This is a genomic window from Enterococcus sp. DIV0901a, from assembly GCF_051711525.1.
Classification (GTDB): domain Bacteria; phylum Bacillota; class Bacilli; order Lactobacillales; family Enterococcaceae; genus Enterococcus_B; species Enterococcus_B faecium.
The window spans coordinates 1,195,201-1,208,265 of the sequence record NZ_JBIOMW010000001.1 but is presented as its reverse complement, the minus strand read 5'-3'; the positions used below and the strand labels follow the sequence as shown (position 1 = coordinate 1,208,265).

The 13,065-nt window shown below is 39.3% G+C and carries 13 protein-coding genes; all 13 read right to left on the bottom strand.

From position 1 onward, the window contains the following. Window positions 1–51 precede the first annotated feature (51 nt). The 13 genes from IGL70_RS05705 to IGL70_RS05645 all read right to left on the bottom strand — a co-directional run bounded on the left by IGL70_RS05705 (window position 52) and on the right by IGL70_RS05645 (window position 13,054). Window positions 52–492, bottom strand: a complete 441-nt coding sequence (locus IGL70_RS05705; protein ID WP_002323022.1) for a hypothetical protein — start codon at window positions 490–492, stop codon at window positions 52–54. Between the two features lie 128 nt (window positions 493–620). Further along, window positions 621–1,547 (bottom strand): primosomal protein DnaI, encoded by a 927-nt coding sequence (gene dnaI / locus IGL70_RS05700; RefSeq protein ID WP_002288331.1) that lies wholly within the window; start codon window positions 1,545–1,547, stop codon window positions 621–623. Beyond that, window positions 1,547–2,920 carry a replication initiation and membrane attachment family protein gene (locus tag IGL70_RS05695; RefSeq protein WP_104857491.1) on the bottom strand — a complete coding sequence of 458 codons (1,374 nt, stop codon included), beginning with the start codon at window positions 2,918–2,920 and terminating at the stop codon, window positions 1,547–1,549. The genes dnaI and IGL70_RS05695 overlap by 1 nt, the downstream gene beginning before the upstream one ends. Before the next feature lie 22 nt (window positions 2,921–2,942). Then, window positions 2,943–3,434 carry a transcriptional regulator NrdR gene (nrdR, locus tag IGL70_RS05690; RefSeq protein WP_002288327.1) on the bottom strand — a complete coding sequence of 164 codons (492 nt, stop codon included), beginning with the start codon at window positions 3,432–3,434 and terminating at the stop codon, window positions 2,943–2,945. A gap of 312 nt (window positions 3,435–3,746) precedes the next feature. Beyond that, a complete protein-coding gene (locus tag IGL70_RS05685; RefSeq protein WP_002319136.1) occupies window positions 3,747–4,079 on the bottom strand; it encodes a hypothetical protein in 333 nt (110 codons plus the stop codon). A gap of 49 nt (window positions 4,080–4,128) precedes the next feature. Continuing rightward, window positions 4,129–4,758: a dephospho-CoA kinase gene (gene coaE, locus IGL70_RS05680; RefSeq protein ID WP_104874039.1), complete on the bottom strand. Its 630-nt coding sequence runs from the start codon at window positions 4,756–4,758 to the stop codon at window positions 4,129–4,131. Next, complete coding sequence (mutM, locus tag IGL70_RS05675; protein WP_002300666.1) at window positions 4,722–5,558, bottom strand: DNA-formamidopyrimidine glycosylase; 837 nt, start codon at window positions 5,556–5,558, stop codon at window positions 4,722–4,724. Before mutM ends, coaE begins: the two co-directional genes overlap by 37 nt. A gap of 44 nt (window positions 5,559–5,602) precedes the next feature. Further along, window positions 5,603–8,248 carry a DNA polymerase I gene (polA, locus tag IGL70_RS05670; RefSeq protein ID WP_010724176.1) on the bottom strand — a complete coding sequence of 882 codons (2,646 nt, stop codon included), beginning with the start codon at window positions 8,246–8,248 and terminating at the stop codon, window positions 5,603–5,605. Between the two features lie 125 nt (window positions 8,249–8,373). Continuing rightward, complete coding sequence (locus IGL70_RS05665) at window positions 8,374–9,057, bottom strand: Bax inhibitor-1/YccA family protein (RefSeq protein WP_104857490.1); 684 nt, start codon at window positions 9,055–9,057, stop codon at window positions 8,374–8,376. After that, window positions 9,050–9,535, bottom strand: a complete 486-nt coding sequence (locus tag IGL70_RS05660; protein WP_002296398.1) for a MaoC/PaaZ C-terminal domain-containing protein — start codon at window positions 9,533–9,535, stop codon at window positions 9,050–9,052. The genes IGL70_RS05665 and IGL70_RS05660 overlap by 8 nt, the downstream gene beginning before the upstream one ends. 794 nt (window positions 9,536–10,329) lie before the next feature. Beyond that, window positions 10,330–11,664 (bottom strand): UDP-N-acetylmuramate--L-alanine ligase, encoded by a 1,335-nt coding sequence (murC, locus tag IGL70_RS05655; RefSeq protein ID WP_002324015.1) that lies wholly within the window; start codon window positions 11,662–11,664, stop codon window positions 10,330–10,332. A 130-nt stretch (window positions 11,665–11,794) separates the two neighbouring features. Continuing rightward, a complete protein-coding gene (locus IGL70_RS05650; RefSeq protein ID WP_104873813.1) occupies window positions 11,795–12,556 on the bottom strand; it encodes a YdcF family protein in 762 nt (253 codons plus the stop codon). Window positions 12,557–12,571: 15 nt separating this feature from the next. Continuing rightward, window positions 12,572–13,054, bottom strand: coding sequence for a SprT family protein (locus IGL70_RS05645; RefSeq protein ID WP_104857866.1), 483 nt, complete (start codon window positions 13,052–13,054; stop codon window positions 12,572–12,574). Window positions 13,055–13,065: the final 11 nt, after the last annotated feature.

Here is a 13,065-nt window from a genome sequence, read left to right as displayed (position 1 = left end):
CTTTTCGTTCTATAAAACAACATTTTCTTATTTTTGAAAAAATGTTATTGGTTATTTGTTCAATGAAACATCAATAATCGAATCTCCAGGAACTTGCGGTGGGATAGACATCGTCATGATCGGCATCTCAACTAATGTAAATTGGACTTTGTCACCGATTTTCAATTCATTTATGTCCACGCTTATTTTTTCAGCAGTAGCATTTAAGATCACTCCGTCATTGCTGAATGACGTTCCCATATTCGCTGGATCTTCTTTGGCCATGACATCGACGAGTTTCAACTGAAGCGTTTCTTCTTCTGCTTCTACTTGAGTGATACTTTCAATCGTTCCGACAAATATGCTTTGTCCCTCCGTTTTCGTACTGCTTGTTTTTACTGTTTGACCCGCATCAATCGAATCAACAGAACCTGTGTTGCTATCTGCGCTACCGCAGCCTGCTAAAAGAAAAAATAGACCAACTACAGATATACTAGAAAAAATAGCCCTCATAAAAAATCCTCCGTTTAAGTTTCTGCATTACTTGTTGCGGTGATTGTCTCCGGTCATTTCTGTCCATATAATGATTCGCTGACCTGCTTTTACTACTAGGTCAAATGTCAGTTGGACTTGTCAACTGTTCAACCATTGCGTCGGTTGCGACCAGTCATTTCGATTTCTTTTGTCAAATAACGTATGCGTTCCATTATTCGTTTCGCTTTTAGTGGCTCTTCATCTCCACGTTGAGTGACGGACAAATGCTGTTCCAATTCATCCATTGTAAAATTCGATGAGAAGAAGGTTGGTAACTGTTCCTGCATCCGATATTGAAGGATAACACCGAATACTTCGTCTCGTATCCAACTACTCATCGCATCTGCACCAATATCATCGATCATCAAAATAGGTGAACGTTTCACTGCATCTAACTTTTCTGCCACTTGATCTTTTCCGATTGCCTGTTTCATCTCAACGGCAAATGTCGGAAAATGGACTAGCGTCGTGGTGAATCCAGCAATCGCTAATTCTCTCGCTGTTGCTCCTAATAAATATGTTTTTCCAATACCAAAACTTCCTACTAGATACAGTCCTTTATGATACCCTTTTGGATCAGCAGTATATTTCTCTACAAAATCTAGGGCTTCTAAGCTCGCATATCCTCGTCCATCTGTACGTTCAAAGTTTTCAAAAGAAGCCGATTGAATATCTTTTGGCATATCCATTGCTTTTACTCGGCTTCTGATTTCTTCTTGTCTTTGCCGTGCTAACAATGCTTCCGTTGGTACATAAGTGACATCCACATAATGAAAATTCAACGTCAGCTTCGGCTCATAGCCGGGAGCGATCATCGTTGGATCGTTTTTTTGATATTTACGCTTTTCTTGCACGAATTCATACAATTTAGCGTAACTTTTTTCAATATCCGCTTGTGTCAATTCTTCTTGGTGTGCGCTTAGAAAAGCTTGAACATCCGCATCATTTAAGACTTCAGCGATCATTTCAGCATACTTTTCTTGATAATTGCGTTTGCTGATGATCCTCTTCAATTCTTTGCCTACGTCTTCCATTAGATGTCACCCTCCTTTTTTGCCAGGTATTCTTTAAAACGGCGGTCAATCTCTGCTTTTTTCTCGCTGCTGATCTGTTTTTCATCTTTTGGCTGGTTGACCCAATCAGGAAGCTTTTCCCGTCGAACATTTCGCTTGCCAGTTTGATAATTTGTTTGCTTCTTTTGTTTTGATTGTTTTGCTTGATTACTTATTTCCCGAATGTGCTGGATCGCTTCTTCTGCTGTGGCGATTTTCTTTTGTGCCCATTCATTTGCCACTGTATTTACATAACTGGCATTTAAGCTAGCATTATTCTTGATCACTAGTACATAATTCAGCAAAACATTGATCACGCTACTGGAAAGACCTGATTGAGAAACAAGATCTTGCAGTAACCAGTTTTCTTGTTTAGAAACATATCCGCCTTTTTCTGACTTGATTGCTTCCAGATATTTCATCGGTGGAATGCTCTGTGCTTCTTTTATCAGCTGAAGCGCTGCGTTTGTCAAATGTTCGTTTGACGAGGGTTCATTACTGTTTTCAGAAACCGCAACTGTTTCTTTTGTTTGCTTCACCGGACGTCTCTGCATTGCCAAAATGGCTTTTTGCAGTTCTTTTTCAGATACTTTTTGTTCACTAAAGTCATAAGATTGACTGATCAGTTCGCCAAGTGTCAATTCATCGAAACCGTAAAGCTGATGATACATGTCGACTTGTTTGATGATTGGATCATCAAGACTTGCAATATGTTTTTTTGCCAGCCAATCATTCAAAAACTGCCAATCGAATGTCGAATCTGCTTCAAGTAATGCTACTGATTCAGATTCTTCAAAAGATTTATTCAGTGATTCGATGTTTTCTTGATTAGCAGCGTACACTGCTTCATTGAAGCGATAAACATCTAAAAATTTTTTTGTGATTTTTTGATATCCCTCTGCTGTATGCCTTTTAGGTTCAAACAATTTGGTAAGCTTCTGGAATCGTCGTTCACCAACTTTTTCCAGAAGAAGAAAAGCCAGAACAGAGTCTTTGAAAAATGCTTTAGGAATGAGTGGTTCTAACAGCTCATAAATAAAACGAGGTCCCAGATCACTATCTTCTTTAAAATAAACATCCAGTAAGCCGATTCCTTCTAGCTTTTTTCTTGCATCATAAAATTGCGGGATACCACAGCCTAGACTACTAAGCAGATCTGCATGCATCCCTTCAGGACCTTTGCCAGATTCTTGAGAGATTTCTGATAACAGGGTGAAATAGATACTCAAGGCTTCTCCGCCGATTAGTGGCTGATAAAGATACAGCAAGGCGTTCTTGCTGTCTTCTCTCAGCGGAGCCGCTTTTCTTCCTTGGTAAATATTTTTTGGTTGAAGCTCTTTCCAAGCATTTTCCAAGGAAATGCCTCCTTTTTGTTTCTTAATTGTTTTCTTTATTGTTCTCTTTATTATTTTCTTTTGCTTTATCCACGATATCTTGCAATTCTTTTAAGAAAACAGACATATCTTTGAACTGGCGATAAACACTTGCAAAACGAATATAAGCGATTTCGTCTAAATCAACTAAATCTTCCATCACATATTCACCAATTAGATTCGTCGATACTTCGTTTTCTCCGAGACTGCGTACGCGGTTTTCGACATGGTTGACGATTTGTTCCATTTGTTCCATAGCTACAGGTCTTTTTTCTGCTGAACGGATGAGTCCTCTTAAAATTTTATCGCGATTGAATTCTTCGCGTTCCCCGTTTTTCTTGATTACTAATAACGGAGCAGCTTCAATTCGTTCAAATGTAGTGAATCGGAACGAACAATTCTCACATTCGCGACGGCGACGGATCGCACGTCCATCATCTGCTTGACGGCTGTCGATTACTCGTGAATTATTATGTTGACATCTGGGACATCTCATTTTGTCTCACCTCTTGCATCGCATTTTTATATAAAGGATGTGTCTTTCTTTACAACTAGTTGTATTATAACACGAAACAAATCACAAACGCGACTGTCCTACCCAAAAAACACGGATATAAGAACAATTTTTTCTACTTTCATGCGTAATTGTGTCCCCTGTCCTTACCAAATTTCAATTTTCCAATACTGATCACCTTGATTACTGAGAAATAACTTACACAAAAGCTGATTTAGTCATCTAGCACAAAAAACTTGAAGCAGATGAACACCTTCTCATCTGCTTCAAGTCACATCTCGATTTTTTACTATTTTATAACTTCTCTTCGATTCCTGTATAGTGTTTCATTCGCTGTTCCTCGATTTTTTGCTCATCGGGAATGTGGTCACTTTCTGGGAGCGGTGTTTTACTACGATCAGGTGTCGGATTTTTTCGTTCTTGAGTCAAATCTTGCCGCTTCGCTTCTTCTTCTGCCTGCTGGTCTTCTATTTCATCGATTCTTGCTTGGTACTGCTTTTCTTTTTCTTCTGCTGTTTCTGATTGCGTACGACCTTCATCGATTAGATTTTCTTTATTGAGTATCTCGCCGATTTTTTCTTTTGCGTTACCTACGACTTTATCCTTTTGATTTTTTAATGATCCCATCGCTATCCCTCACTTTCTATACTCAGGATAGCAAAATTGACACAGATACTCAAAGAAAGCGATTAGCAAAAAGCCAATTTTCGATTTGTCCCACAAGTTTTTCTTTTGTTCCATTGTTGTCGAACAAAATATCCGCACGCTGCTTTTTTTCTTCGATTGGAAGCTGACTACTAATTCTCTGCTGCGCTTGTTTTAGCGTCAGTTGATTACGTTTCATCAAACGCTGAAGCTGAGTTTCTGGCGTAGTATAAACGACAGCTACTGCATCCATATAGTGGTCATAATGACCTTCGTAGAGCAATGGGATATCTACAATTACTAAAGGATGATTGGAACTTAGAGAGGCGATTTGATCTTTTATCGCTTTTCGGATAAACGGATCTAATAGCTGATCAAGTTTTTGCCGTTTTTCCTTTGATGGAAAAACAATCATCCCAAGTTTCACTCGATCTAGCTGACCATCAGACTGCAATACCTCTTGGCCAAACACTGATACAATTTTCCTCAGAGCAAGCGTTCCAGGCTCAACAGTTTCTCTGGCAATCACATCGCCATCGATCAAAGGAAATCCATGAGACTGAAAGACTTTGGCTGCCGTACTTTTACCGGTAGCTATTCCACCCGTCAAACCTAAAACAAATCCTACTTTGCGATTTTTAGCCTTTGACAATTCGGACAATAGTGCGTCCCCCTTTGTGCCACTTTTGTTTTCACGATCGGCGTCCCACAACGTATACATGGTTTGCCAGTTTGCTGATAGACATGCAGTGCTACTTGAAATCCGCCTGATTCTCCTAATGCATTCAAATAACTGCGAATCGTGGTACCTCCGGCTTCTATTGCACGATCCAAAACATCAATGATCGATAGACGTAATTGTTCTACCTCTTTGGGGCGCAGTGTGTTCGCCGGTTGTTCTGGATGGATCTTCGCTTCCCATAATGCTTCATCTACATAAATATTACCTAGACCAGTCACCAGACGTTGGTCTAGCAGCAATGGCTTGATTGCTTTGTGGGACTTTTTCAGTCCATTTGCGAAATCTGCTAATAAGAAGCTATCTGGCAAAGGCTCAGGTCCCAATTTCATGATTCCTCGGTAAGTTGCACTTGCTCCTTTTTCGACGATTGTCATACGACCAAATTTTCGTACATCGTTGTAGCGAAGTTGGCTTCCATCCTCAAAAAAGAAAAGTACATGCGTATGTTTATCGATTGGTGTATTTTCTTTCGTAAATTGATATTTTCCTTCCATTCGCAAGTGTGAGATCAGTTCATAATGATCGAGATGAAAAATTAAAAACTTCCCTCTACGTCCAATGGATTGGATGGTTTCGCCAACAAGAGAAGCCTCAAAGATGGGTGTCTCTGGTTGCTCGATGATCTTGGGCCACAAGACCTGAACTTTTTGAATCGTTTTTCCTACTACTAACCGTTCCAATCCTTTACGAACGGTTTCTACTTCTGGTAATTCTGGCATTTTTTCTTTTCACCTTCATTATATTGCTCTGTCTTAAACAATGTTTATTTTGCTTCGTACCACGTTTTTCCCCAACTGCTGTCAGTGATCAGTGGTACATGAAGAGAAACAGCTTGTTCCATAACTTCCTTCACCAATTTATCTAATGATTCAAGTTCTTTTTCCGGTACCTCGAAGACAAGTTCATCATGAACTTGTAACAGCATCGTAGCTTGAAGACCTGTTTCTTTTAATCGTTTATCCAATTCGATCATCGCGATTTTCAAAATATCAGCAGCACTTCCTTGGATTGGTGTATTGATAGCTGTTCGTTCCGCAAAAGAACGGATATTGTAATTTCTTGAATTGATGTCTGGCAGATATCGACGGCGGTGATACAGCGTTTCGACGTAGCCTTGATCTTTTGCTTCGCGTACGATTCTTTCCATATATTCTTTGACACCTGGGTATTTTTCAAAGTACGTATCGATGTATTGCTGTGCTGCTTTTCGGCTGATTCCTAGATTTTGTGAAAGTCCGTAATCAGAGATGCCATACACGATACCAAAATTCACTGCTTTTGCCTGCCTACGCATATTTGGTGTGACATCCTCTGCCTTTTCGATTCCAAATACACGCATCGCTGTGCTGGCATGGATATCTTGACCTTCTAGGAAGGCAGCTTTCAAATGTTCATCATTTGAGATATGCGCAAGTACGCGTAACTCGATTTGTGAATAGTCAGAAGAATAAATCAGCCAGTCTTTTTCTCTAGGAACAAATGCCTGACGTATCTTTCTCCCTTCATCTAATCGAATCGGGATGTTCTGCAAATTAGGATCAACAGAGCTTAATCGTCCTGTTTGGGTCAATGTCTGGACATAACGGGTATGCACTTTTCCATCTGATTGGATCACTTTCAGCAGTCCCTCGACATAGGTAGATTGAATTTTTGCAATTTGACGATAGGTGAGGATATCCTCTACGATTGGTGCTTGTTCACGAAGCTGTTCCAGTACATCTACAGCTGTGGAATATCCAGTTTTTGTTTTTTTGATAACGGGTAATCCCATTTTTTCAAATAAGATCACTCCTAATTGCTTTGGTGAATTCAAATTGAATTCTTCGCCGGCTTCTTCGTAGATTTTTTGTTCGATCTCTCTTAAGCGAGCAGAGAACTCGCCCTTCATTTCTTGTAAGCGAGTCGCATCTACTTTGATCCCGCTTATTTCCATCTCTGCCAAAATGATAGACAATGGCAGTTCCATTTTCCGGAAAAGATCTTCTTGGTTTTTATCTGCCAGTTCTTGGCTCAATTTTGGTGTCAACGCATTGATTGCAGCTACTTTTCGCGCTAAATGAGCAAAAAAGAGTTCCTCTTCTTCTGGTAAACCTTTTTTCGCCCCTTTGCCGTATACAGCTTCATCTGATTGGATATCGTTGTATCCGTAATGAGCAGCTATTCCTTCGATATCTGTGCTTTTTTCATTCGTATCGAGAAGGTATGCACCTAGCAAGACATCAAAATCGATTCCTTTCGTTTTTCCAGTATAGCGGTTTAAAGCAACATAAGTTCGTTTCGCATCATATACTTTTTTCAGCCGAGTCGGATCAGTGATCCAAGAATGGAACGCTCGGTTTTCGAATACAGATAGATCGTTCGTGACATAAATTTTCTTTTCTGTCCCCCACGCTACTCCGACGATTTCCTCTGTATGATAATTGTCGCCCATCATTTCCACGTACAACGCCATATCCGTAGTAAACATTTCCTCTTTGAATTCATGAACGACTTCAAACAAAATATCATCCATTTTTACTTCTTCTTCTACGATATTCAATTTAGAAAGGAACTGATTGAAATCCATTTCTTTATAAAACGGAACGAGTTTATCGAGATTTTTCCCTTCATACTTCAATGAGTCGATAGAGACATCCACAGGCGCTGAAGTATTGATGGTCGCCAATTTTTTCGATAAGAAAGCCTGCTCTTTGTCATTTATCAGATTTTCTTTCATTTTGCTTTGCTTCATTTCATCGATATGTTCATAAATTCCTTCGACTGAGCCATATTGTTTCAATAGCTTGATAGCTGTTTTTTCACCGATTTTAGTCACACCGGGGATATTGTCAGAGGCATCTCCGGCTAGTCCCTTCATGTCAATAATCTGTTTTGGCGTCAACCCATCATATTTTTCCGCTACATGTTCTGGTGTATAGCTTTCGATATCGCTGACACCTTTTACAGTGATATCCACTTTTACTTCTTTACTAGCTAATTGAGTCAAATCCCGATCACCTGAAAGCACGACGACATCAAATTGATCTTTGTCTACTTTTTCTGCCAAAGTACCGATAATATCATCTGCTTCATAATTGGGCAATTCGTAATACTGTACCCCTAGTCCTGTCAACAAATCACGTATATATGGCATTTGTTCTTTGAATTCGCCAGGTGTTTTGGATCTTCCACCTTTGTACTCCGCATACATTTCTGTCCGAAAAGTCGTTTTTCCTGCATCGAACGCAACCAGAACATGAGTCGGTTGCTCTTTTTGCATAACACTTTCAAACATCGTATTGAATGCATAGATTGCATTTGTATGAAGACCGTTTCTATTTTTGAAACGTTCAAGAGAATTGTGAAGCGCAAAGAATGCGCGAAAAGCCACACTGTTCCCATCAACGAGTAATAATTTATTTTTTGTCATCTTCTTAACTCCTTACTGTAAAGTTCTTATTCATTCTAACAAAGAATCCTGCGGAATGCGAAAAGAAAAAGCGGGACCATACCAAATAATTCGGTATAGCCCCAACTGATGAATTTTTTTCTTTTTTAGTTGTTCCGTCCAAAGATTCTCAGAAACGCCAAGAACAAGTTGATAAAGTCCAAATACAGCTTCAATGCCATGAATACAGCAATTCCACTATGTGCTGTTCCGTTTGTCTGGACATAGATATTACGGATGCTTTGGTTATCATAAGCTGTGATCCCTGCAAAGATGATGACTAACAGTAGGGAGATGAACAGCTCAACTGCGCTACTTCTCAAAATGAAGATGTTCAAGACTAGTGCAATGATCACTCCGATTAAAGCTGCCTGTCCTGCTCTTCCAACCCCGCTAAGATCTCTTTTTGTTGTTACTCCGACAACAGACATCCCCATGAACATCAAAGTAGCTGTCAAGAAAGCTTGCGTTACTGTTCCAATATCGTAGTATGCAAGAGTAACCGCTAATGTTATGCCATTCAAAAGAGAGTAGGCAATAAATCCACCGATTGCTAAGCTCGGATTCTTTTGTGCTTTTACGCCTAGAACCATTACTAAAATCAGTTCAACGATCCACAGACCCACAAAGCCTAGTGGAAAATTATTGATAAAAGTTGCTAATTGCAAAGGAAATACCCAAAGAGCCAAGTAAGAAGTAACTGCACTAAGGGCAAGTCCCATACCTAAAAATCCATAAACTTTTGCATAAAAACGATTGATACCTGACATTGATGTACTTGGATTATTCATTCAATTCACCTTCACTTTCGATTGCTATTTCCAATTCAGGAACTTGTGGCGGTTGGACCATAACGACAGCATCCAACACACGATCTTCGTTCGTATTTTCCGCTTCTACAGAAATCGTCACCACATCCTTCATCTTATCTACTTTTATGACCTCAAACTGAAAAGTCAGTGTTTCATAATGGAAAACCGGTTCAATAAAATTGACAGAAAAATTGACAACATGTGATCCTGGTCCAGGAAGATGCTTTGAAATTGCACTTGTGATGATCCCCATCAGCATCACTGATGGAACGATTGGCTGTTGATATTCTGTTTTTTGTGCAAAGTCATGTTGGATATACAAAGGATTTGCATCATTCGTCAATCCCAAATACAGCAAAAGCTGGTTATCTTCAATAGATTCTGTTAAGGATAACGAGTCGCCTTCCTCGATTTCATTTATTGTTTTTCCTAGTTTTCTCGGCTTACCTATGTTCAAGATAGAAACCCTCCAGTTTATTTTTAATCATACATTATTGTACCAAAAGTAGCGTAAAAGGCAAGTTCTGCTCCCTTGATTTAACAGATTCCTATAGTTTACAGAGGTCGTGAAAAAGCTGTCCTGCATCAAGTAATAAGAACAGCCAAGAAAAAACAGCTTCTCATGTTTTTGATTTGGTTGGGCTTATTACCGCAGATGCAAGATTTTGAACACCGTTTATCTGAGGTCGTGAAAAAGCTGCCCTGCATCAAGTAATAAGAATGGTCAAATAAAAATAGCTCCTCATATTTTTCATTTGGCTGGACTTATTACCGCAGATGCAAGCTTTTGAACGCCGTTTATCTGAGGTCGTCAAAAAGCTGCCCTGCATCAAGTAATAAGAACAGCCAAGAAAAAACAGCTTCTCATGTTTTTGATTTGGTTGGGCTTATTACCGCAGATGCAAGATTTTGAACACCGTTTATCTGAGGTCGTGAAAAAGCTGTCCTGCATCAAGTAATAAGAACAGTCAAGAAAAAACAGCTTCTCATGTTTTTGATTTGGTTGGGCTTATTACCGCAGATGTAAGCTTTTGAACACCGTTTATCAGAGGTTGTGAAAAAGCTGCCCTGCATCAAGTAATAAGAATGGTCAAATAAAAATAGCTCCTCATATTTTTCATTTGGCTGGACTTATTACCGCAGATGCAAGTTTTTGAACGCCGTTTATCATAAGTTGCAAAAAAGGGAGCTTGGCAAGATTTTTGCCACTCCCCCTCTTTCTATTTTTATAAGGACACTGCAGTAATTGTATTACAGTACATTTTTCGTCGTGCTGCTTAAAAGTTTTTCATACGCTTGTTCAAATTTTTGAACATCTCCAGCACCCATGAAGATTACTACTGCATCATGATAATCTAACAATGGAGATACATTATTTTCTTTGATGACTTCTCCACCTTTTTTGATTTTCGCTCCAAGGTCTTCGATCTTAACATTTCCTTGTTCTTCCCGAGCCGAACCAAAAATATCGCATAAGTAAACTTTATCAGCTAAATCAAGTGCTTCTGCAAATTCATCCATCAATGCAATCGTACGCGTAAACGTATGGGGTTGGAAAACTGCAATTATTTCTTTATCTGGATATTTTTGGCGTGCGCCATCAATCGTTGCTTTGATCTCTGCAGGGTGATGCGCATAATCATCGACTACGGTCATGTCTGCTACGATCTTTTCACTGAATCGACGTTTTACTCCTGGGAAAGTCAGCATTTCTTCTGCAACTTCTTTCAGATCCAGTTTTTCGAAATAAGCTACTGCAATAACACCTAAAGCATTTAAGATATTGTGTTTACCGAATGCTGGTACAGTGAAGTGCCCAACAAATTCATCTCCATGATAGACATCAAAAGCAGAACCAGAAGTTGTGCGTTCGATGTTTCGTGCTTGGATATCATCGTTTTCTGTGACACCATAATAATAAATCGGCACATCTGCTTTTAATTTGCGTAAATAAGCATCGTCACCATACGCAAAAATAGCTTTTTTCACTTGTCCAGCCATTGTTTGGAAAGCTGTAAATACATCGTCGATACTTGTATAATAATCCGGATGATCAAAATCGATATTGGTCATGATTGCATAGTCTGGTGAATAGGCAAGGAAATGACGGCGATATTCACAGGCCTCAAATGAAAAGAATTCCGCTTGCGGATCACCATGTCCTGTTCCATCTCCAATTAGATAACTTGTTGGACGGACACCACTCAATACATGAGAGAGCAGTCCAGTCGTACTTGTTTTTCCGTGAGAGCCTGTTACAGCGATACTCGTATAGTTTTGGATAAAATGACCAATAAAGTCGTGATAGCGAATCACTTCCAAACCTAATTCTTTTGCTCGCTGGATTTCTTCATGTGAATCAGGAAATGCATTTCCTGCAATGATCGTCATCCCTGGTTTTACATTATCTGCGTTAAATGGCAGAATCGTGATATTTGCTTTTTCTAAATCTCTTTGTGTAAAGAAATATTTTTCAATGTCTGATCCTTGGACATTTAGACCTTGTTCATGTAAAACAAGAGCCAAGGAGCTCATTCCTGAACCTTTGATACCAACAAAATGATACAATTTATTTTGATTTTCCATTTGAATCCTCTTCTCTTATCTAGCGTCCATTCTTTTAGCTATTACATTCAACACGCTCCTCATTATCTTATAAACGATTGAAAATTTCAACCAAATTTATTTGGAAAGGAGGATTCGCTTGCTAAAATGGTCACGTACGGGAAAAATCCATTTTTATTGACTCTTTAATTCTGGTGTAAGAAGACCAAACTTCGTCTGATATATCAATGTGAGGAATAAAATCTTTTCCTTTCGGACCATAGCCGTTCTCATCGTCATGGAGTCGTTCCATTTCTCCTAATACTAGCGCATGGAAATATTCCTTAGGCCATTGATGATTCAGTTCTTTTGCTGTAAAGATGATCTCTTCAGAAAAGTGAAGGATTTCCGGCACAAATGGCACAGCATTCGCGAAAACAGTTTGTTCATTTTGCCATACTTTCTCAAAAGTTGCTCGGGTCCTGCGTTGCAGTGTCGGATCATTCATCAATAAGATTTTTTCTGGTACAGCTCCTAAGGAATGAAGAATCTCCAGTGAAAAAGTGGCGTTCTCTCCAGAATTTGTAGACTTCGATTCTATCAGGAAAGCCTTATCGGGCAAATCATAGACTTCTTTTAGATACTGACGACAGATTTCACTTTCACTCATGCCTTCTTCAAAATGAAATCCTTGCTTTTCAAAATTCTCATAAAGGATCCTAGTCGCATGACCCACACCGCCGACCAAAAATAAACGTTCTACTTGACCATTTACATACATTTGTGCTGCTTTATCAGCTAAGATAGGAAGACAGTTTCCAGCTAAAATAAGTGTAGGTGCCGTCAGTTCCTCAAAATTTCCCTCTTCAGGTGCGGCTAAAAAATTTAATAGCTGATTCCAGTCTTTTAGATTCCTCTGCTCACTTTTTTCCAAAGGCCTTCCATCCTTTCATCTGATTTTTTGTGCTTCATTAAAGTCTTCTCTTTTTGTCTCAATCCATTTGATTTCCCCATGACATCTTCCACAACGATATTTGCGTACATCGATTCTTCTCTTGCGGCAGATCGTGGCAGAACAATCTTGGCATCGATAATACTCCATCTTTATCTGTTTTTTCGTCAAGGCTGGCGCATAGCGCAACCCTTCTGTTTTTTTCAAAAGATACTTGAAATCCATATCTTTATGCTGATACCCTCTTCCAGCTAGATGAAGATGATAATGGCAAAGTTCATGTTTGATGATTCCTGCAATCGTCTCTTCGTCTGACTCTTCAAATAGCTTCGCATTAAAATCTAAATGATGATCGTTTAAATGATAGCGCCCGCCAGTTGTACGTAAGCGTGGATTGAACATTGCTTGGTGCTTGAAAGGAAGCTGGAAGCTTTTTAATGATATCTCTTCTACTAACTGCTGCAGTTCTTCTTGTGTCAATTTTTGTTACT

Bases quoted from the DNA above. Each gene is read 5' to 3' on its own strand.
- polA (WP_010724176.1), bottom strand. From the start codon at position 8,248: ATGACAAAAAATAAATTATTACTCGTTGATGGGAACAGTGTGGCTTTT.
- IGL70_RS05685 (WP_002319136.1), bottom strand. From the start codon at position 4,079: ATGGGATCATTAAAAAATCAAAAGGATAAAGTCGTAGGTAACGCAAAA.
- nrdR (WP_002288327.1), bottom strand. From the start codon at position 3,434: ATGAGATGTCCCAGATGTCAACATAATAATTCACGAGTAATCGACAGC.
- mutM (WP_002300666.1), bottom strand. From the start codon at position 5,558: ATGCCAGAATTACCAGAAGTAGAAACCGTTCGTAAAGGATTGGAACGG.
- murC (WP_002324015.1), bottom strand. From the start codon at position 11,664: ATGGAAAATCAAAATAAATTGTATCATTTTGTTGGTATCAAAGGTTCA.
- IGL70_RS05705 (WP_002323022.1), bottom strand. From the start codon at position 492: ATGAGGGCTATTTTTTCTAGTATATCTGTAGTTGGTCTATTTTTTCTT.
- IGL70_RS05665 (WP_104857490.1), bottom strand. From the start codon at position 9,057: ATGAATAATCCAAGTACATCAATGTCAGGTATCAATCGTTTTTATGCA.
- dnaI (WP_002288331.1), bottom strand. From the start codon at position 1,547: ATGGAAGACGTAGGCAAAGAATTGAAGAGGATCATCAGCAAACGCAAT.